We start from the raw sequence: 20,160 nt of genomic DNA, 5'->3' as shown, positions 1-20,160 counted from the left end.
TGAACAGGGGATGAGTGGAGACGATGCCCGAACCGGCGCGGATCAGGGTCGAATCCGAGCGGCCCTACGACGTGGTGCTCGGCCGCGGTCTGCTCGGTGACCTGGTCGAACTGCTGCACGGTACGTCGGTGGTGGCGCTGGTGCACCAGCCCAGCATCACCAACACCGTGGAATCTGTGCGCGAGGAACTGGCCGCCGACGGCATCGACGCGCACCGCGTGGAGGTCCCGGATGCCGAGGAGGGCAAGAGCCTCGCGGTGGCCGGGTTCTGCTGGGAGGTCCTGGGCAAGATCGGCATGGACCGCGGCGGCGTGGTGGTGTCCTTCGGCGGCGGCGCGGTCACCGACGTGGCCGGGTTCATCGCGGCGACCTGGATGCGCGGCGTCCGGGTGCTGCACGTGCCGACGACGCTGCTGGGCATGGTCGACGCGGCGGTCGGCGGCAAGACCGGCATCAACACCGAGGCCGGCAAGAACCTGGTCGGCCTGTTCCACGAGCCGATGGCGGTGCTGGTCGACCTGGCCACGCTGGAGAGCCTGCCGAGCAACGAACTGGTCGCGGGCATGGCCGAGATCGTCAAGTGCGGCTTCATCGCCGACCCGCGGATCCTGGAGCTGATCGAGCAGGATCCCGAAGCGGCGGTCGACCCCGCCGGCGAGGTCCTCGGAGAGCTGATCCGCCGGGCGATCCAGGTGAAGGCGGACGTGGTCTCCGCCGACCTGCGCGAGTCCCACCAGCGCGAAGTGCTCAACTACGGGCACACCTTGGCGCACGCCATCGAACGGCGGGAGCGCTACCGCTGGCGGCACGGCGCCGCGGTCAGCGTGGGCCTGGTCTTCGCAGCCGAACTCGCCCGGCTGGCCGGTCGGCTCGACGACGAGACCGCCGACCGGCACAAGCGGGTCCTGGCGCTGCTGAACCTGCCCACCTCCTACGACCCGGACGCGCTGAGCCAGCTGCTGGAAGCGATGCAGGTGGACAAGAAGACCCGCTCCGGCGTGCTGCGGTTCGTCGTGCTCGACGGCCTGGCCCGTCCTGGCCGGTTGGAGGGCCCGGACCCGTCGCTGGTCGCGGCGGCCTATTCGGCGCTTACCGGTGAGGAGCGCAAGCAGGCGGGTTCGGCGGTGTTCCTGTGAAGGTGCTGGTGCTCAACGGCCCCAACCTGGGCCGGCTCGGTTCGCGGGAGCCATCGGTCTACGGCGCCACCACCTACGCGGACCTGGTTTCGATGTGCGAGCGGACCGGCCGCGAACTCGGCATCGAGGCGGAGGTCCGGCAGACCGATCATGAAGGCGAGATGGTCGGCTGGCTGCACGAGGCCGCCGACCTCGGCGCCCCGGTGGTGCTCAACGCGGGCGCGTGGACGCACTACTCGATCTCGGTGCGCGACGCCGCTGCGCAGCTCACGGCCTCGCTGCTGGAGGTGCACATTTCCAACGTGCACAAGCGGGAGCCGTTCCGCGCGCACAGCTACCTGTCGGACATCGCCACCGGCGTCATCGTCGGGCTGGGCGTGCGCGGATACCTGCTGGCACTGCGTTGGCTCGCCGAGGAGAACACCGCCGAGGCGTGAGCTCCGGGCGAACACGGCGAACCGCTGCCCGCGTCCCGCTAGACTGATCGCGGGTCCTGTCCGCAAGGACCGTCCCCGAGCGTTTCGGGGAACCGAGGGGAAGGTCTTCGCCGGGCATGTCGCCACGCTCCCGTCGGTCCGAATCCGCCGGCAGGTGGTTACCCCTGGCCGCGGTGCTCGCGCTGAGCACCGCCTGCGCCACAGCTCCCGCGTCCTCGTTGCGGCCCGCACCCGGGCCCCCTGCCGAACCGGCGCCCACCACGACCCGCTTGCACGTCGCAGAGCGGTGGCGGAGCGAGTCGGTGGTGGCCTCCGGCGGCTCCGCCGCGCCGTACGACTACGGCCCGACCGTGCTGGCCGAGGCGGGGCGCTACCGTGCCTGGTGGTGCAGCCAACTCCCGGGGATCGGCCCGGACGGCGACGACGTGCTGCACGCCGAGTCCGACGACCTCCGCGGCGATTTCGCGACTGCGGGCGGCGCATCGGCGGTCCCGGTGTTCAACGGCCGTCCGGGCGGTTTCGACGCGATGCACACGTGCGATCCGTCGGTGCTCAAAACCGGCGACAGGTACTACCTGTACTACACCGGCGCGGCAGGGGATCACGCGCACGGCAACGCGATCGGCGTGGCGTCCGGCCCGGACGGGCTGGCGTGGCGCCGGGAGGCGGCCGGCGAGCCGATCGTGACGCCCTCCGCGGCGGTGCGCCGGAGCAACGACTACGGCGCGGGCCAGCCTTCCGCGCTGTACCTGGACGGCTGGTTCTACCTGATGTTCACCGACACCACTGCGGCGGGCGCGGGGTGGAACGGCGCGGGCCAGTTCGTGCAGCGCGCCCGCGATCCCGCGTTCACCGACCGGGTGCAGGCCCTGACCCAATCCGGTTTCGAGCCGGTCGGGCCGGATCCGCGGATCCGCGGGCGTTCGGTTGTGGACGCGTTCAGCGCGGACTGGATGTGGGTGGATGCCCTGCAGGCGTTCGCCATCGCCCACCAGACCGCCGAGGGCACGACGATCACTTTCTGGGACCGCGGTTTCACCCGCCACCCCTACGAACCGGTGGTCCTGCCGGGGCCGTGGCAGGAGGGACCCGGACTGGTGCGTGCCGCTGACGGCCACGCCCCGGTGTCCGAAGTGGACTTTCGCGGGACGGTTCCCATCGAACTTCTGCGGGCCACGACGGCGAATCCGGCGCCCACGGGAATTCGCTCAACGGGAGTCGGAGTGTCCGAAATGGACGAATTGGACGACTGAAGCCGACGGCCGCAGGAACGGATCCGGCCGGCCCGGCCACCGCCGGGGCCAACGGTTCGACGGTGGCCGAGCTCGACCAGCGCGCGCATGGGGCTCCCGCCCCCATGTGCGTCCTGCGCTGAACCCGCGGTTCCGCGCGGCGGCCGGACGACCCTGTCGGGGAAGAGCCGCCGAGCCGCACGCGCGAAGCCGCGGACCTCAACTCCCGGAACGGTCCGGGGAGTGAGTGCGTGACTCGAGGCCGGTGCTCAGCGACCCGCCGAACATGCGCGTCTTCTGCCGAGCACGCCCCTTCAGCGCGAGTGCAGCGACCCGGTCCCGGCGACGAGCTGTCGAACGAGCCCGGGTGATCCCAAGTCTGAAAGCGTCGGCAACCTGCCGTAACCGCCTGTTCGTCGCCTTTCGCTACTCTTTTCGGAGGCGCGTCGAGCGCTGGAACGGGAATCTGGTGCGGACCACGCATACGTGCTGTGCGCAGGACGTTCGCTCTGTGAAATTACCGAGTTTCCCAGGTGTGGGAGTGCTTCCGGGGTGTTTTCGACGTGATTGCCGATGGTCTGCATCCGCGCGGTTGCCGGAAATGCCGTCGAGCCGGCGGCGAAATCGGATTTCGGCAGCGATTTCCCGGATCTTCCGCGAACTCCGCCGCCGTGTCTGTCGCGACGTACGCTCGCGCGCTCGGCCGATGCAGTGCGATCGGCGCCATCCCGCCGACGCCCTCGCAGCCCGCCCGCTGCCAACTAGGCTGACCGCATGTCCGACACCTACCCCCGCCGCCGGCACGCCCTGCGCGAACTCCTCCGCGCCGAGGACCTGGACGCGATGCTGGTCACCGAACTGCGCAACATCCGGTACCTCACCGGCTTCACCGGCTCGCAGGCCGCGCTCGTGGTGCGCACCGCGGACGAGCCGGATGCCGAGGGCGGCACGGTCTTCAGCACCGACGGCCGCTACGACACCCAGGCGAGCGCGCAGGTGCCGGACCTGGAGCGGGTGATCGAACGGCCCAGCGACCGGACGCTGGCCGAGCGCCTCGGCAGCGATCCCGCCCGCTATCGCCGCACCGGCTTCGAGAGCGGGCACGTCACCGTCGACGGCCGCGACGCCCTGGCCGAGTCGGCCGCCGGTGTCGAGCTCGTCCGGGCCCCGGGGCTGGTGGAACGCCTGCGGATGATCAAAGACGCGAGCGAGGTCGAGGCGCTGCGGATGGCCTGCGCCGCGGCCGACCGCGCGCTGGCCGACCTGATCGAGCACGGCGGGCTGCGTCCCGGCCGCACCGAGCTGGAGGTGGCCCGCGAGCTCGAAGCGCGGATGCTGGAGCACGGCGCGGCAGGTCCGTCGTTCGAGACGATCGTGGCCGCAGGGGCGAACTCCGCGGTCCCGCACCACCGGCCGACCAGCGCGGTGCTGGCCGCGGGGGATTTCGTGAAGCTGGACTTCGGCGCCCTGGTCGACGGCTACCACTCGGACATGACCCGCACCGTCGTGCTCGGCGCGCCAGCCGACTGGCAGCGCGAGGTCTACGACCTCGTCCGCGCCGCGCAGACCGCCGGGTGCGACGCGGTGCGGGTGCCTGCAGGCGTGCGCGAAGTGGACGGCGCGGCCCGCAAGGTGATCGAGGACGCGGGCTACGGCGAGCGGTTCGTGCACGGCCTCGGCCACGGCGTGGGCCTGGAGATCCATGAGGCACCGGCGTTGTCCCAGCGGGGAGACGGTACGATTCAACCGGGGATGGCGGTCACCGTCGAACCCGGCGTGTACTTGCCGGAGCGTGGCGGGGTCCGCATCGAGGACACCCTGGTGGTGCGGGACAGCACCACGGAGCTCCTCACCTTGACGACCAAGGAACTCGTCGCCGTTTGAGCGCGGGGCGCGCGCGGCCGCAGCCGGGCCGCCGATCCGCGCCCGGTGCAGCAAACCGCAGCCCGTAGCACAGGAGAGAACGGACACGTGGCAACCACGAACGACCTCAAGAACGGACTCGTGCTCAACCTCGACGGCCAGCTCTGGTCGGTGGTGAACTTCCAGCACGTCAAGCCGGGCAAGGGCGGCGCCTTCGTGCGCACCACGCTGAAGAACGTGCTTTCCGGCAAGACGCTGGACAAGACGTTCAACGCCGGGGTGAAGGTGGACACCGCCAACGTGGACCGGCGCGAGATGACCTACCTCTACTACGACGGCACCGACTACGTGTTCATGGACCCGGACACCTACGACCAGGTCGCCGTCTCGGGCAAGGTCGTCGGCGAGGCCGCGAACTACATGCTGGAGAACAGCAAGGTGAACGTGGCGCGGCACAACGACGAGCCGCTGTACGTGGAGCTGCCCGCTTCGGTCGAGCTGAACATCGAGCACACCGACCCTGGCGTGCAGGGCGACCGCTCCACCGGTGGCACCAAGCCCGCCACGCTGGAGACCGGTGCCGAGGTGCACGTCCCGCTGTTCCTCAACACCGGCGACAAGGTCAAGGTCGACCCGCGCGACGGCCGCTACCTGGGCCGCGTCAACAAGTGATCCGTTCCCGGGGAACAGCCGAAAGAGAGATGTGAGTTGGGCTCACGGAGCAAGGCCCGCAAGCGGGCGGTGGACGTGCTGTACGAGGCCGATCTGCGCGGTCTCGAGGCGGTGACGTTGCTGTCCGAGCGGCTCGCCGCGCCCGAGGCCGCGCCGGTCGCCGACTACACGGTGACCCTGGTCGAGGGCATCGCCGCGAACCTGCGGCGCATCGACGAGGTGCTCGTCGAGCACGCCGAGGGCTGGACGCTGGGCCGGATGCCCGCGGTGGACCGCGCGGTGCTGCGGCTGGGGCTCTACGAGCTGCTGTGGAGCGAGGACGTGCCGCCGGCGGTGGCCATCGACGAGTCCGTGGAGCTGGTGAAGGACCTGTCCACGGACGACTCGCCGCGGTTCGTCAACGGCGTGCTCGGCCGGATCGCCGGTATCAGCGACCGGCTGCGCACCTCGATCCGCAACCTGGAGGCCGCCGAAGCGGCCGCAGCCGAACGCGCCGAGTCCGACGCGCAGCACTGAGGGTCTCCGGACGCGCACGAAGCCGTCGTAACGGGTTCCCGAACGCCGAGCGGGCCGCTCGCCCCCACGCGAGTGGCCCGCTCGATGCGTTTCGGAAAACCATTGCCCCGAGCGCGGAAACGTCCTCCGCGCACGATTCGCCCGCGGGCGACCGCGACCCCGGAGCAGGCGGGGCCGCGGCCACCGTTGCGGGTCTCACTCCTCCCGGGCGGGTCGCGCCTCGGGCGGCAGCACGCCCCAGTCGATGAGCTGCTCGGTCAGCTCGCCCGGGGTCATGTCGTAGATGATGGCGAGGGATCGCAGGTCCTCGGTCCGGATGGACAGCACCTTGCCGTTGTAGTCGCCGCGCTGGCTCTGGATGGTCGCCGCGTACCGGGCCAGCGGCCCGACCTTCTCCGCGGGCAGTTGCTGCAACCGCTCCAGATTGATCACGACCTTGGTGGCCGGTTCGGCACCGGAGGGCACCCGTCCCTCCGGGAGCAGTTCCGCGACCGGAACACCGTAGAAATCGGCCAGTTCGGCGAGTTTCTGCACGGTCACCGCCCGGTCGCCACGTTCGTAGGACCCGACGACCACGGCCTTCCACCGCCCGCCTGACTTCTGCTCGACGCCGTGCAGCGAGAGACCCTGCTGCTGGCGGATAGCGCGGAGCTTGCCGCCCAGCGCCTTGGCGTAGTCGCCCATGTGGCGTTTCTCCGTTTCATTCGCCCCGTCAGCCTAGCGCGGTTGTCGGGGAGGAAAGCTCAGATTGATACGGAGAGTAATGTTCGCTCGCAAGTGTCACTAGGTCAAGTTGGTCTTCGTGTGGCGGCAGGGCGAGTACGCCCACACCACCCGGACGATTGACCCCGGGACGCTGATAGCGTACAAGCCGAGCACGGCGTGCACTCGGTGGACGCGCCGATGTTCCCACCAAGGGCCGGATACTCGATCACCGCGTCCGGAGTGGATCGAACCATCCTTTAAGGACCCGTCCAGTGAGGCGGGGAAGGAGGCACGCCCGTGGCGTCACGCCGGCAGGCGGGCGCGGCGGATCCGGCGGGGCAGCGGGAGCTGCTCTCGGCCGGTGACGTAGCGCGCACGGTAGCCCGCATCGCTCATCAGATCATCGAGAAGACCGCGTTGGACACCGCGGGCAGCACCGACGTGGTTCTGCTGGGCGTGCCCACTCGTGGCGCGCCGCTGGCGCGGCGGTTGTCCGCACGGATCGCCGAATTCAGCGGGGCGACCGTGGAAACCGGCACGCTGGACATCACGCTCTACCGCGATGACCTGCGCAAACGGCCGAACCGGCCACTGGAACCGAGCAGCCTGCCCGCTGCGGGCATCGATGGCGCGCAGGTCGTGCTCGTCGATGACGTGCTGTTCTCCGGCCGCACCGTGCGGGCCGCGCTCGACGCCCTGCGCGATCAGGGACGGCCGCGCGCGGTGCAGCTCGCGGTGCTGGTCGACCGCGGGCATCGGGAGTTGCCGATCCGCGCGGACTACGTCGGCAAGAACGTGCCGACCTCCCGCAGCGAGGAGGTCGCGGTCCGGCTCTCCGAGGTCGACGACGTCGACTCGGTGGTGCTGCGGCGCAGCGAGGAGGTGCGGTGATGCGGCACCTGCTGACGACCGAGGGCCTGGACCCGCAGACCGCGACGACGATCCTGGACACCGCGGACACGCTCAAGCAGACCTTGCTGGGCCGCGAGGTGCGCAAGTTGCCGACGCTGCGCGGGCGCACCGTGATGACGATGTTCTACGAGAACTCCACGCGCACGCGGGTGTCGTTCGAGGTCGCGGGCAAGTGGATGAGCGCCGACGTGATCAACGTGTCGGCCTCGGCCTCGTCGGTGGGCAAGGGCGAGTCGTTGCGCGACACCGCGCTGACGCTCTCTGCCGCGGGCGCGGACTGCGTGATCGTGCGGCACCCGGCTTCCGGGGCGGCGCACCGGCTCGCGGGCTGGCTCGACGAAGCGGGCACGCAGATCGTCAACGCCGGCGACGGGATGCACGAGCACCCGACCCAAGCCCTGCTGGACGCCGCGACGCTGCGGGAGCGGCTGGGTGAGCTGGCGGGGCGCCGGATCGCCGTGGTCGGCGACCTGCTGCACAGCCGGGTCGCGCGCTCGAACGTGCACTTGCTGCGCACCTTGGGCGCGCAGGTGGTGCTGGTGGCGCCGCCGACGCTGGTGCCGCACGGGATCGAGCGCTGGGGCGCCGAGGTCCGCCACGAGCTCGACCCGGAACTTCCCGGGCTGGACGCGGTGATGCTGCTGCGGGTGCAGGCCGAGCGGATGCACGGCGGGTTCTTCCCGTCGGCGCGGGAGTACTCGATCGCCTACGGCCTGAACGAGAAGCGGCTGGCGAAGCTGCCGGAGCACGCCGTGGTGCTGCACCCCGGCCCGATGCTGCGCGGCATGGAGATCGCCCCGGCGGTCGCGGATTCACCGCGGGCGGCCATCACCGAGCAGGTCCGCAACGGGGTGCACGTGCGCATGGCGGTGCTCTACCACCTGCTGGCCGGAGAGGAGATCGCGGCATGAGCCGGGTGCTGATCAAGGAAACCCGCCCCTACGGCGAGGGCGAGCCGGTGGACGTGCTCGTCGACGGCGAGCGCATCGCCGAGATCGGCGCGGACCTGACCGCCGATGCCGACGAGGTGGTGCGCGCCGGTGGAGCCGTGCTGCTGCCGGGCTTCGTGGACCTGCACACGCATCTGCGCGAACCGGGCCGGGAGGACGCCGAGACCGTCGAGACCGGCTCCGCAGCGGCCGCCCTGGGCGGCTACACGGCGGTTTTCGCGATGGCCAACACCGACCCGGTCGCGGACAACGCGGTGATCGTGGAGCACGTCCGGCGCCGCGGCGACGAGATCGGCCTGGTCGACGTGCACCCGGTGGGCGCGGTGACGCAGGGGCTGGCCGGTGAGCAGCTGGCCGAGCTGGGCGCGATGGCGCGTTCGGGCGCCGAGGTGCGGGTGTTCTCCGACGACGGCAAGTGCGTGCACGACCCGCTGGTGATGCGCCGCGCGCTGGAGTACACGAAGGCGCTGGGCGCGGTGGTGGCCCAGCACGCCGAGGAGCCGCGGCTCACCGTGGGCGCGCAGGCGCACGAGGGCGCGAACGCGGCGCGGCTGGGCCTGTCCGGTTGGCCCGCGACGGCCGAGGAGTCGATCGTCGCCCGGGACTGCCTGCTGGCCGGGCACACCGGCGGCGCGTTGCACGTCTGCCACGTCTCGACCGCGGGCACCGCGGAGATCCTGCGCTGGTGGAAGTCCCGCGGCGCGGCCGGCCGGGTTTCCGCGGAGGTCACTCCGCACCACCTGCTGCTCACCGACGACCTGCTGGCCACCTACGATCCGGTCAACAAGGTGAACCCGCCGCTGCGCACCGACGACGACGTGCGCGCGCTGCGCGAGGCGCTGGCCGAGGGAACGGTCGACTGCGTGGCCACCGACCACGCCCCGCACGCCGCGCAGGACAAGGATTGCGAGTGGTCGGCCGCGCGGCCGGGGATGCTCGGGCTGCAGACGGCGCTGGGCGTGCTGGTGCGCACGATGGTCGAGCCGGGCGCGCTGGATTGGCGCGGTGTGGCGCGGGTGCTCAGCGAGCGGCCCGCCGAGATCGCCGGGCTGGCCGAGCAGGGCAGACCGATCGAGGTGGGCGAGCAGGCGAACCTGGCGCTGGTGGCCGAGCAGGACCGCTGGACGGTGCGCGGTGCGGAGCTGGCCAGCGCCGCGGCGAACACTCCGTTCGAAGGCATGGAGTTGCCGGGCCGGGTGCTGGCGACGGTGTTGCGCGGCAAGGTGACCGCGCTCGAGGGCAAGGTGAGGCGCTGATGGCGCGGACGTTGTGGGTGCTGGTGCTGCTGTTGCTGGTGGCGCTGGTCTTCTACGGGATGCGCCGGGGATGGGTGAACCGGGCGCGGCGGCAGGCGGACCTGCCGGAGTTCCCCGCGGTTCCCGCCGATCTGGCGGACGAATCGGAGATCCGGGAGTCCATCAGCGGTTTCTACGTGGGCAGCACGAGAGCCGAGGATTGGCAGGACCGGATCGCCGTCGGCGACATCGGTCACCGCGCGAACGCCGTCGCGAGCTTGCGCGGCTCCGGCGTGCTCCTGGAGCGCGACGGCGCGAGTCCGATGTGGATCCCCGCGGAGTCGGTCGTGGACGCCCGGGTGGATCACAAGCTGGCGAACAAGGTCGTGCCGGGCAAGGGAATGCTGGTGTTCACCTGGCGGCTGGGGGACCAGGCGATCGACACCGGTTTCCGCGCGGACGACGAGTCCACTCAGGACGAGTGGGCGAAGGCGGTGCGGGCACTGGCGCCTGCCGCAGGACGTGACGACAACCCGGAAGGACTCACATGAGCGCGCACACTCCGGCGGCCCTGGTGCTCGAGGACGGGCGGATCTTCCGCGGTACCGCCTACGGCAGCGAAGGCCGCACGCTGGGCGAGGCGGTGTTCTCCACCGGCATGACCGGGTATCAGGAGACGCTGACCGACCCCTCCTACCACCGCCAGATCGTGGTGCAGACCGCGCCGCAGATCGGCAACACCGGCTGGAACGACGAGGACGACGAGTCGCAGCGGATCTGGGTCGCCGGTTACGCCGTGCGGGATCCCGCCCGGACCCCGTCGAACTGGCGCTCCCGCCGTTCGCTGGACGACGAGCTGACGCGGCAGGGCATCGTCGGCATCGCGGGCCTGGACACCCGCACGGTGACCCGGCACCTGCGCGAGCGCGGGGCGATGCGGGCCGGGATCTTCTCCGGTGCGGGCCTGCGCCCGGACGAGGAGCTGGTCGAGCAGGTCGCCTCGTCCGCGCCGATGTCCGGTGCGGACCTGGCCGGTGACGTGACCACGGGCAAGTCCTACGTGGTGCCCGCGCAGGGCGAGAAGCGGTTCACCGTCGCGGCGCTGGACCTGGGCATCAAGTCGAACACGCCGCGGATGATGTCCCAGCGCGGCATCGAGGTGCACGTGCTGCCGCTGTCCTCCACTGTGGACGATCTGCTGGCGGTCGAACCGGACGGCGTGTTCCTGTCCAACGGCCCCGGCGACCCGGCCACCGCCGAGCACGGCGTGGAACTCACCCGCGAGGTGCTGGGCCGCAAGATCCCGCTGTTCGGCATCTGCTTCGGCAACCAGCTGCTGGGCCGCGCGTTGGGCCGCGGGACCTTCAAGATGCGCTACGGCCACCGCGGGATCAACATCCCGGTGATCGATGTGGACACCGGCAAGGTCGCGATCACCGCGCAGAACCACGGTTTCGCCGTCGAGGGCGAGGCGGACGAGCGGTTCGGCACCGACTTCGGCACCGCCAAGATCAGCCACTACTGCCCGAACGACGGCACCGTCGAGGGCCTGCGGCTGCTCGACGGCCCCGCGTTCAGCGTCCAGTACCACCCGGAGGCCGCGGCAGGCCCGCACGACGCCGCGCCCCTGTTCGACCAGTTCACGAGCATGATGAGCGAGGCCCGCTGATGTCCAAGCGCACTGATATCCGGCACGTGATGGTGATCGGGTCGGGGCCGATCGTGATCGGGCAGGCGTGCGAGTTCGACTACTCCGGGACGCAGGCTTGCCGGGTGCTGCGCGAGGAGGGGCTGCGGGTCAGCCTGGTCAACTCCAACCCGGCGACGATCATGACCGACCCGGAGTTCGCGGACGCGACCTACGTGGAGCCGATCACCCCGGAGTTCGTGGAGAAGGTGATCGAGGCCGAGCGGCCGGACGCGCTGCTGGCGACCCTCGGCGGGCAGACCGCGTTGAACACCGCGATGGCGCTGGATGCGCGCGGGGTGTTGAAGAAGTACGGCGTGGAGCTGATCGGCGCGGACATCGAGGCGATCGAGCGCGGTGAGGACCGGCAGCGGTTCAAGGACATCGTGCGCTCGGTCGGCGGTGAGGTGCCGGAATCCAAGGTGTGCAAGTCGATGGACGAGATCCGCGACTTCGTCGCCGAGCACAGCCTGCCGGTGGTGATCCGGCCGAGCTTCACCATGGGCGGGCTCGGTTCGGGCATGGCGCACACCCACGAGGACCTGGAGCGGATGGCATCGTTCGGGCTGACGGAGTCGCCCGTGCACGAGGTCCTGATCGAGGAGAGCGTGCTCGGCTGGAAGGAGTACGAGCTCGAGCTGATGCGCGACCACGCGGACAACGTGGTGGTCGTGTGCTCCATCGAGAACGTCGATCCGATGGGCGTGCACACCGGGGATTCGGTGACGGTCGCCCCGGCGATGACGCTGACCGACCGGGAATACCAGCACATGCGCAACGTCGGCATCGACGTGCTGCGCGAGGTCGGTGTGGACACCGGCGGCTGCAACATCCAGTTCGCGATCCACCCGCGCACCGGGCGGATGGTGGTCATCGAGATGAACCCGCGGGTGTCGCGGTCCTCGGCGCTGGCCTCGAAGGCCACCGGTTTCCCGATCGCGAAGATCGCGGCGAAGCTGGCGATCGGCTACTCGCTCGACGAGATCCGCAACGACATCACCGGTGAAACCCCGGCGAGCTTCGAGCCCACTTTGGACTACGTGGTGGTCAAGGTGCCGCGGTTCGCGTTCGAGAAGTTCCCGGGTGCGGACCCGGCGCTGACCACGACGATGAAGAGCGTCGGCGAGGCGATGTCGCTGGGCCGCAGCTTCCCGGAGGCGCTGGGCAAGGCGCTGCGGTCGATGGAGACCGCGCGGGTCGGGTTCTGGACCAAGCCGGACCCGGACGGCGTCACGCTCGAGTCCACTCTGGACGAGCTGCGCACCGGGCACGACGGCCGGTTGTACACGGTGGAGCGCGCGCTGCGGCTGGGTGCGAGCGTGCAGCAGGTGCACGACGCTTCCGCGATCGACCCGTGGTTCATCGACCAGATCGCCGCGCTGGTGGAATTGCGCACCGCGCTGGTGGATTCGCCGGTGGTGGACAGCGATCTGCTCCGGGAAGCCAAGCGTTCCGGGCTCTCGGACCGGCAGATCGCCGCGCTGCGGCCGGAATTGGTCGGTGAGGACGGGGTGCGCGCGCTGCGGCACCGCCTCGGGGTGCGCCCGGTCTACAAGACCGTCGACACCTGCGCGGCCGAGTTCGCCGCCCGCACGCCGTACCACTACTCGGCCTACGAGCTGGACCCCGGCGCCGAGTCCGAGGTCGAGCAGCAGCGCGCGAAGCCGAAGGTGATCATCCTCGGTTCCGGTCCGAACCGGATCGGGCAGGGCATCGAGTTCGACTACTCCTGCGTGCACGCGGCGATGGCGTTGCGCGAGGCCGGGTTCGAGACCGTGATGGTCAACTGCAACCCGGAGACGGTCTCCACCGACTACGACACCGCGGACCGGCTCTACTTCGAGCCGCTGACGTTCGAGGACGTGCTGGAGGTCGTCTACTCCGAGCAGGCTTCCGGCGAGGTCGCGGGCGTGATCGTGCAGCTGGGCGGGCAGACTCCGCTGGGCCTGGCACAGCGGCTTTCCGATGCGGGCGTGCCGATCGTGGGCACGCCGCCGGAGGCGATCCACCTGGCCGAGGAGCGCGGCGCGTTCGGCGACGTGCTGGGCAAGGCCGGGCTGCCCGCGCCGAAGTACGGCATGGCCACCTCGTTCGACGCCGCGCGGCGGATCGCCGACGAGATCGGCTACCCGGTGCTGGTTCGTCCGTCCTACGTGCTCGGCGGCCGCGGGATGGAGATCGTCTACGACGAGACCTCGCTGGAGAACTACATCGCCCGGGCCACCGAGGTCACTCCGGAACACCCGGTGCTGGTGGACAACTTCCTCGACGACGCCATCGAGATCGATGTGGACGCGCTGTGCGACGGCGACGAGGTCTACCTGGGCGGCGTGATGGAGCACATCGAGGAGGCCGGTATCCACTCCGGCGACTCGGCGTGCGCGCTGCCGCCGATCACGTTGGGACGTCAGGACATCGAGAAGGTGCGGGAGTCCACGAAGGCCCTCGCGCACGGCATCGGGGTGCGCGGCCTGCTGAACGTGCAGTACGCGCTCAAGGACGACGTGCTCTACGTGCTGGAGGCCAACCCGCGCGCTTCGCGGACGGTGCCGTTCGTGTCCAAGGCGACCGCGGCGCCGCTGGCCAAGGCCGCATCGCGGATCATGCTCGGCGCCACCATCGCCGGACTGCGCACCGAAGGGGTTCTGCCGCCGGTCGGCGACGGCGGGGACTTGCCGATCGACGCTCCGGTGGCGGTCAAGGAAGCTGTGCTGCCGTTCCACCGGTTCCGCACTCCCGAAGGCCACGGCGTGGATTCCTTGCTGGGCCCGGAGATGAAGTCGACCGGTGAGGTCATGGGCATCGACGTCTCCTTCGGGCAGGCGTTCGCGAAGTCCCAGACCGGTGCCTACGGGTCGCTGCCGATGTCCGGCACCGCGTTCGTGTCGGTGGCCAACAAGGACAAGCGCTCGATGGTGTTCCCCGTCAAGCGGCTGGCCGACCTCGGATTCCAGATCCTGGCCACCAGCGGAACCGCAGAAGTGCTGCGGCGCAACGGGATCGAGGTCCAGAACGTGCGCAAGCACAACGAGGCCACTGTGGACGGCGACCGGGACGTGATCGACCTGATCCGCTCCGGCGAGGTGGACATGGTGGTGAACACCCCGTACGGCAACCCCGGTCCGCGAGTCGACGGCTACGAAATCCGGACCGCCGCGGTGTCGCGCGACATCCCGTGCATCACTACGGTGCAGGGCGCGGCGGCCGCGGTGCAGGGCATCGAAGCGAGCATTCGGGGCAGCATCGGCGTGCGGCCGCTGCAGGCGTTGCAGGCGGCTCTGCGCCAAGGTGGTGAAGCTCGATGACGACCGTCCGGGCAGGTTTCGGGCAGCGGCTGACGGATTCCATCGCCGCGCGCGGTGCGCTGTGCGTGGGCATCGACCCGCACCCGGCGTTGCTGAATTCGTGGGGTCTGGACGAGAGTCCGGGCGCGTTGGAGCGGTTCGCGATGACCGCGGTGGAAGCGCTGGCCGGTGAGGTCGCGGTGCTGAAACCGCAGGCGGCGTTCTTCGAGATCTACGGCTCGGCGGGCATGGCCGTGCTGGAGAAGGTCGTCGCGCACTCCCGCGATGCCGGTGCGCTGGTGCTGCTGGACGTCAAGCGCGGCGACATCGGGACCACGATGACGGCCTATGCGAACGCTTATCTCGACGAGCACTCGCCGCTGGCCGCGGACGCGATGACCGTCTCGCCGTACCTCGGTTTCGGTTCGCTGGCACCGGCTTTCGGCATCGCGGAGCAGACCGGGCGCGGCGTGTTCGTGCTGAGCCGGACGTCCAATCCGGAGGGTGCCGGTTTGCAGCGCTCCACCGGCGAAGACGGCCGGTCGGTCGGTCAGTCCATTGTGGATGCCGCGGCGGAGAACAACGCGGGGTCCGAGCCGTACGGCTACGTCGGAGTCGTCGCCGGTGCCACGATCCGCCCCGGCGAGCTGGACTTCTCCCGCCTCAACGGCCCGATCCTCGCCCCGGGACTGGGCGCGCAGGGCGCGACCGTCCAAAGTTTGCGCTCCACCTTCGGCTCAGCCCTGCCGTCGGTCCTGCCCGCCACGTCCCGCGACGTCCTGCGCCACGGCCCCGCCGTCAACGACCTCCGCACGGCGTCCCGCCGAGTCCGCGACGAACTGACCCACCTGCTCGACTCCTGAAGCGCGTTCTCCAGGAGTGAACGGACCGTTCGCCCAATCTATTGGGACGAACGGTCCGTTCGCTCGTGTTCGGGTGGGGTCAGGGGGAGCAGAGGACGTCGACGATGGTTTCGGCGTCGTTCTGGAAGGTCAGGTCCAGGAAGTAGAGCTTGTCGGCGATGTCCGAGAGCTGGTTCTGGGTGACGACCAGTTCGGTTTCGCCCTGGGTGAGGGTGATTCTGCGCGGGTGGAGTTCGATCGTGATCGCCGCGGCCGGATCGTCGGCGGGGGTCTGCCAGGTTGCCACTTGTGCCTCCCGAAAGCCGGTTTTCGTTGGTGTGCCGCACTTTCCGGAGTTCCCGCGGCGGCACGCAACGCTCCTTTCGAGTGATCTCCCTAGCTTGCCAAGCTGGGAACTCGTGAAGCTGTCCCCGGAGATCGAGGAAAGGGGGCAGCATGGGTGAGAGCAACGCGATTCCGGTCCGGACTCGCCGCGTCGCCAGCAGAATCCGGCAGCTGCGGGAGCGCAGCGGGCTCAGCGCCCAGGAAGTTTCGCAGGCGCTCGGGCTCTCGATGAGCAAGATCAGCCGGATGGAGTCCGGTCACCGCGGGCTCAACGCCGATGACGTGGCCGCGATGTTGGGACTTTACCGCGTGCCCACCGGCGAGCGGGCGGAAGTCCTGGATCTGGTGCGGCACGGCGGCGACCGCAACTGGTGGAGCGTCCGTCCGGGCGATGTGGAGTCGCTTGCGAGCGCCTGGGACACGATCAAAACCTTCGAGCGCGAGGCCATCTCGTTGAGCAGCTACGAGACGATGTTCGTGCCGGGCTTGCTGCAAACTCCGGATTATGCGGCAGCTTTGGCGGAGGCGATGTCCGCTCTTCAGCCGGGTGCCGATCTGGACGCGCTGGTGGAGCAGCGGGTTGAACGGCAGACGCTGCTGCTGAGTTCGCGGCAATTCGAGTTCTTGATCGAGAGGACGGTGCTGGAACGCCCGGTCGGCGATGCCGAGGTGATGTATCACCAGCTCAGGCGAGTCGCTGCGGTCGCGGCTCGGCCGAACGTCAACCTGCAAGTCCTGGAACTCGGTGTCGGTGCGCACGCTGGTCTGGACGGGCCGTTCTCCCGTCTGGAGTTCGCTGAGCACGCCGACCTCGTGCTGTGCGAGAACATCGGATCCTCGTCATATGTCGAAGAGGCCAATATCGTTGCTGATGCGGCGGAAGTTTTGCGCCAATTGCGCAAGATTGCGCTAGGGCCGGATGAGTCGGCCGAGGCCGTCAAACACACCGCCGACCGGTGGTATCAGCAGCATGTGGTAGGAGGAAACCTTGCAGCCGAATGACTCGCAATGGCGAAAGAGCAGTTACAGCAGTGGCACCCGCACCTGCGTCGAGGTGGCTCATCCCGGGTGGCAAAAGAGCAGCTATAGCAAGGCCGACCGCACCTGCGTCGAGATCGCCCCCATCGACCACTCCGTCGCCGCCCGCGACTCCAAGGACCCCGACGGCGGCTACCTGCTCGTCAGCCCCTCGGCGTGGTCGTCGTTCCTGGGCGGCATCCGGGGCGGCCGGTTCGAGCGCTCGTAACGTTCCGGCGGCGGCACTGCTTCGCCGGATGAATTCTCGTTTCCGGGAGATTTCCGGGGGCGTCCGGAATCGGGCGCAGTGCCTGGTTCCGCGGCGCCTCCGGATTCCCGCTCGGCGATAGGGAAATCCCGCACCGAGGGTGCTGATCGTGCGGTGACCTGCGGGCTCGGTGGCGATCCGGGCATTGGACCACACCTGATCTGCGAGTTTTACTACTTTGCGCAGCTGATCCGCTGCGCATTTCGGGCGATCCACAGTGGATCTTGACAGCGGAGCGTGTGCGCAGCACCATTCCGTTCCGTGCGCCGGACGCGGTGGCGTCGGCGACCTTCGTACGTGCAAGCGCCCTGGCGCAGCGGCGACTCCGCGCATATCGGCGAACAGCCTGCTATGCCCGGAATCGACCGGTGAGTCCCAGGGTGCCGGGCTACAACCGCGCAGCGACGCGCGGGCAGAACAGACGGGAATTCCGGACATAGTGAGCGAATCGACTCTCCAGGCGAACGAGCCCGGTGGTGAACGACCGGCCGACGCCGGCGACGCCGGATACCGCAAATCGCTGAAGGCCCGGCACATCAACATGATCGCGATCGGCGGCGCGATGGGAACCGGGCTGTTCCTCGGCGCAGGTGGGCGGCTCGCGCAGGCCGGGCCCGCGTTGGCGCTGGCCTACGCGGTGTGCGGGGTGTTCGCGTTCTTCGTGGTGCGCTCGCTCGGCGAACTGATCCTGTACCGGCCGTCGTCGGGCGCCTTCGTGTCCTATTCGCGGGAGTTCATGGGCGAGAAGGGCGCCTACACCGCCGGGTGGATGCACTTCCTGAACTGGTCGACCACCGGCATCGCCGACATCACCGCCATCGCGCTCTACGCGCACTACTGGGCGCTGTTCACCCCGGTGCCGCAGTGGGTGCTCGCGCTGATCGCGCTGGCGATCGTGCTCGCGCTGAACATGGTCTCGGTGAAGCTGTTCGGCGAGATGGAGTTCTGGTTCGCCATCATCAAGGTCGGCGCGCTGATCGTGTTCATGCTGGTCGGCATCTACCTGGTCGTCACCGGCCACCCGATCTCCGGGCACGAGGCCGGACCGTCGCTGATCACCGATACCGGCGGGTTCTTCCCCGCCGGTGTGCTGCCGGTGGTGCTGATCATGCAGGGCGTGGTGTTCGCCTACGCCTCCGTCGAGCTGGTCGGCGTCGCGGCGGGGGAGACCGAGAACCCCGAGAAGATCATGCCGAAGGCGATCAACTCGATCATGTGGCGGATCGGGATCTTCTACGTCGGCTCGGTGCTGCTGCTGTCGATGCTGCTGCCCTGGACGTCCTACAAGGACGGTGAGAGCCCGTTCGTCACGGTGCTGTCCAGCCTCGGCGTGCCCGGTGCCAGCGACGTGATGAACCTGGTGGTGCTCACCGCGGCGATGTCCAGCCTCAACTCGGGGCTGTACTCCACCGGCCGCACGCTGCGGTCGATGTCGCTGGCCGGGTCGGCGCCGAAGTTCACCGGGCGGATGAACCGCAACCAGGTGCCCTACGGCGGCATCCTGCTCACCTCGGCGGTCTGCGTGGTCGGCGTCGGGCTCAACGCCGTGGTGCCGGAGGAAGCCTTCGAGATCGTGCTGAACTTCGCCTCCATCGGCATCCTCGGCACCTGGGCGATGATCGTGCTCAGCCACCTGTTGTTCGTGCGCAAGGCCGATCGGGGCGAGGTGCGGCGGCCGCACTACCGGCTGCCGCTCTCGCCGTACGTGCAGATCGCGACGCTGGCGTTCTTCGCGGCGATCGTCGTGCTGATGGCCTTCGACGACATCGGCCGGATCACCGTGCTCGCGCTGCCGGTGCTGCTGGTCGCATTCGTCGTCGGGTGGTTCTGCGTGCGCGGGCGCATCGACACGTCCGCCATGGACAACGAGTGATCCACCGATTGGGTTAAGGTCGCGGTGCTTCGCGGACACCGGAGGACCGATGACTGACGCACCACCGCTGCTGGCCGGGCGGTACCGGCTGGGCCGACGGCTCGGCCGCGGCGGCATGTCCGAGGTCTACCGGGCGCTGGACACCGAGCTGGAACGCCCGGTCGCGGTGAAGGTGTTCCGGCCCAACGCCGACGAGTCGGCCCGGCAGCGGTTCGCCGACGAAGCGCGGCTGCTGGCCCGGCTCGACCATCCCGGCCTGGTCACCGTGCACGACGCGGGGTCCGAGGACGAAGAGCCGTACCTGGTCATGCAGCTCGTCGACGGGCGTCCGCTGACGGAACTGCTGCAGTCCGGTGCGCTGGCGCCGGACCAGATCGCCGAGCTGGGCCGCAGGCTCGCGTGGGTGCTGGATTACGTGCACCGCAACGGGATCGTGCACCGGGACGTGAAACCGGCGAACGTGCTGATCACCGCTGACGAGCAGGTGTTCCTGGCGGACTTCGGCATCTCCCGGCTCGCCGACGCGGTCGGGCGGATGACCGACACCGGGATCGTCATGGGCTCCGCGCACTACATGGCGCCGGAGCAGGTGCGCGACGAGGAAGTGGGCTATTCGGCCGACATCTACGCGCTCGCGCTCGTGCTGCTGGAATGCGTCAGCGGGGAGCCGGAGTACGAAGGCACCAAGGCCGAAGCCGCGGTCGCGCGGCTGACCCGGCCGCCGCGCATTCCCGACCATCTGCCGGAACCGCTGGCCGGGACGCTGCGGGCGATGACGGCCGACGACCCGGACGCGCGGCCCTCCGCCGCCCAGTGCGTGCGGCTGCTGTCCGGGGAGGCCGTGCCTGCGCCACCGGCTGCGGAGGCCGAGGCGCAGGAGAACACCGAAGTGGCGGCGGAGCCCGGACGACCGGGCCGCCGCCGCATCGTCCGCGCCGCGGTGGGCGCGATGGTCGCGGTGGCGGTGTTGGTCGGTGCGTTCCTGCTGCTGCCCTCCGAGCCGCCACCCGAGGTTCCCGCGCTGTCGCCGCCCTCGGGGCCTGCGGGAGTGCAGCGGTTGGACGCTGACCTGCACGAACTGAGCGAACTGGTCGGCGAGTAGGCGGCAGCGCGGCGCAACGCCGACGAGAGGTGTCCGGGCCTTCGCGTGATCGTGAGTTACCGTTCCCGCGCCGTTCGGCCCCCG

General features: G+C 69.8%; 19 protein-coding genes. 17 read left to right on the top strand and 2 right to left on the bottom strand.

Features of this window, described 5'->3' with window-relative positions; translation table 11 throughout:
* Positions 1-23 precede the first annotated feature (23 nt).
* The 6 genes from aroB to nusB all read left to right on the top strand — a co-directional run bounded on the left by aroB (position 24) and on the right by nusB (position 5,856).
* Entirely contained in the window at positions 24-1,136 is a 1,113-nt protein-coding gene (gene aroB, locus INP57_RS09975) for a 3-dehydroquinate synthase (RefSeq protein WP_200069808.1), read from the top strand.
* Complete coding sequence (aroQ, locus tag INP57_RS09970; protein ID WP_200069807.1) at positions 1,133-1,573, top strand: type II 3-dehydroquinate dehydratase; 441 nt, start codon at positions 1,133-1,135, stop codon at positions 1,571-1,573. Before aroB ends, aroQ begins: the two co-directional genes overlap by 4 nt.
* Before the next feature lie 269 nt (positions 1,574-1,842).
* Positions 1,843-2,826: a glycoside hydrolase family protein gene (locus tag INP57_RS09965; RefSeq protein ID WP_307849991.1), complete on the top strand. Its 984-nt coding sequence runs from the start codon at positions 1,843-1,845 to the stop codon at positions 2,824-2,826.
* A gap of 753 nt (positions 2,827-3,579) precedes the next feature.
* Positions 3,580-4,689: an aminopeptidase P family protein gene (locus INP57_RS09960; protein ID WP_200069806.1), complete on the top strand. Its 1,110-nt coding sequence runs from the start codon at positions 3,580-3,582 to the stop codon at positions 4,687-4,689.
* A gap of 87 nt (positions 4,690-4,776) precedes the next feature.
* Complete coding sequence (gene efp, locus INP57_RS09955) at positions 4,777-5,340, top strand: elongation factor P (RefSeq protein WP_200069805.1); 564 nt, start codon at positions 4,777-4,779, stop codon at positions 5,338-5,340.
* Positions 5,341-5,376: 36 nt separating this feature from the next.
* Positions 5,377-5,856 carry a transcription antitermination factor NusB gene (gene nusB, locus INP57_RS09950; RefSeq protein ID WP_200069804.1) on the top strand — a complete coding sequence of 160 codons (480 nt, stop codon included), beginning with the start codon at positions 5,377-5,379 and terminating at the stop codon, positions 5,854-5,856.
* Between the two features lie 195 nt (positions 5,857-6,051).
* Here the strand turns inward: nusB and bldD are convergent, their stop codons facing one another.
* Positions 6,052-6,540 carry a transcriptional regulator BldD gene (bldD, locus tag INP57_RS09945; RefSeq protein WP_009943043.1) on the bottom strand — a complete coding sequence of 163 codons (489 nt, stop codon included), beginning with the start codon at positions 6,538-6,540 and terminating at the stop codon, positions 6,052-6,054.
* A 318-nt stretch (positions 6,541-6,858) separates the two neighbouring features.
* Here bldD and pyrR point away from each other — a divergent pair, with 318 nt between their 5' ends.
* Genes pyrR through pyrF form a run of 7 tightly spaced genes read left to right on the top strand, consistent with a single transcriptional unit; the run spans position 6,859 to position 15,492 of the window.
* Positions 6,859-7,452: a bifunctional pyr operon transcriptional regulator/uracil phosphoribosyltransferase PyrR gene (gene pyrR / locus INP57_RS09940; protein WP_200069803.1), complete on the top strand. Its 594-nt coding sequence runs from the start codon at positions 6,859-6,861 to the stop codon at positions 7,450-7,452.
* Positions 7,452-8,384 (top strand): aspartate carbamoyltransferase catalytic subunit, encoded by a 933-nt coding sequence (locus tag INP57_RS09935; protein WP_200069802.1) that lies wholly within the window; start codon positions 7,452-7,454, stop codon positions 8,382-8,384. The genes pyrR and INP57_RS09935 overlap by 1 nt, the downstream gene beginning before the upstream one ends.
* A complete protein-coding gene (locus tag INP57_RS09930; protein ID WP_200069801.1) occupies positions 8,381-9,679 on the top strand; it encodes a dihydroorotase in 1,299 nt (432 codons plus the stop codon). Before INP57_RS09935 ends, INP57_RS09930 begins: the two co-directional genes overlap by 4 nt.
* The gene (locus INP57_RS09925; RefSeq protein WP_200069800.1) at positions 9,679-10,209 is read left to right on the top strand and encodes a PH-like domain-containing protein; all 531 of its coding nucleotides are present in this window, start codon (positions 9,679-9,681) and stop codon (positions 10,207-10,209) included. Before INP57_RS09930 ends, INP57_RS09925 begins: the two co-directional genes overlap by 1 nt.
* Positions 10,206-11,327 (top strand): glutamine-hydrolyzing carbamoyl-phosphate synthase small subunit, encoded by a 1,122-nt coding sequence (gene carA / locus INP57_RS09920; RefSeq protein ID WP_200069799.1) that lies wholly within the window; start codon positions 10,206-10,208, stop codon positions 11,325-11,327. Before INP57_RS09925 ends, carA begins: the two co-directional genes overlap by 4 nt.
* Positions 11,327-14,650: a carbamoyl-phosphate synthase large subunit gene (carB, locus tag INP57_RS09915; protein ID WP_200069798.1), complete on the top strand. Its 3,324-nt coding sequence runs from the start codon at positions 11,327-11,329 to the stop codon at positions 14,648-14,650. Before carA ends, carB begins: the two co-directional genes overlap by 1 nt.
* Positions 14,647-15,492: an orotidine-5'-phosphate decarboxylase gene (gene pyrF / locus INP57_RS09910; protein ID WP_200069797.1), complete on the top strand. Its 846-nt coding sequence runs from the start codon at positions 14,647-14,649 to the stop codon at positions 15,490-15,492. The genes carB and pyrF overlap by 4 nt, the downstream gene beginning before the upstream one ends.
* Positions 15,493-15,571: 79 nt before the next feature.
* Here the strand turns inward: pyrF and INP57_RS09905 are convergent, their stop codons facing one another.
* On the bottom strand, positions 15,572-15,778 hold the full coding sequence (locus tag INP57_RS09905; RefSeq protein ID WP_200069796.1) for a hypothetical protein: 207 nt from the start codon (positions 15,776-15,778) through the stop codon (positions 15,572-15,574).
* 149 nt (positions 15,779-15,927) lie between these two features.
* Between INP57_RS09905 and INP57_RS09900 the strand changes: the two genes are divergently transcribed.
* The 4 genes from INP57_RS09900 to INP57_RS09885 all read left to right on the top strand — a co-directional run bounded on the left by INP57_RS09900 (position 15,928) and on the right by INP57_RS09885 (position 20,076).
* Entirely contained in the window at positions 15,928-16,818 is an 891-nt protein-coding gene (locus INP57_RS09900; protein WP_200069795.1) for a helix-turn-helix domain-containing protein, read from the top strand.
* Positions 16,805-17,062 (top strand): DUF397 domain-containing protein, encoded by a 258-nt coding sequence (locus INP57_RS09895; RefSeq protein ID WP_200069794.1) that lies wholly within the window; start codon positions 16,805-16,807, stop codon positions 17,060-17,062. Before INP57_RS09900 ends, INP57_RS09895 begins: the two co-directional genes overlap by 14 nt.
* A gap of 478 nt (positions 17,063-17,540) precedes the next feature.
* A complete protein-coding gene (locus INP57_RS09890; protein WP_374220931.1) occupies positions 17,541-18,974 on the top strand; it encodes an amino acid permease in 1,434 nt (477 codons plus the stop codon).
* 49 nt (positions 18,975-19,023) lie between these two features.
* Positions 19,024-20,076, top strand: a complete 1,053-nt coding sequence (locus tag INP57_RS09885) for a serine/threonine-protein kinase (RefSeq protein WP_200069793.1) — start codon at positions 19,024-19,026, stop codon at positions 20,074-20,076.
* The last annotated feature ends 84 nt before the right edge of the window (positions 20,077-20,160 follow it).

It is taken from the genome of Saccharopolyspora galaxeae (assembly GCF_016526145.1).
In the GTDB taxonomy this organism is placed as follows: domain Bacteria; phylum Actinomycetota; class Actinomycetes; order Mycobacteriales; family Pseudonocardiaceae; genus Saccharopolyspora_C; species Saccharopolyspora_C galaxeae.
The sequence above is the reverse complement of the archived record's forward strand: the minus strand, read 5'-3'. Positions and strand labels throughout refer to the sequence as shown.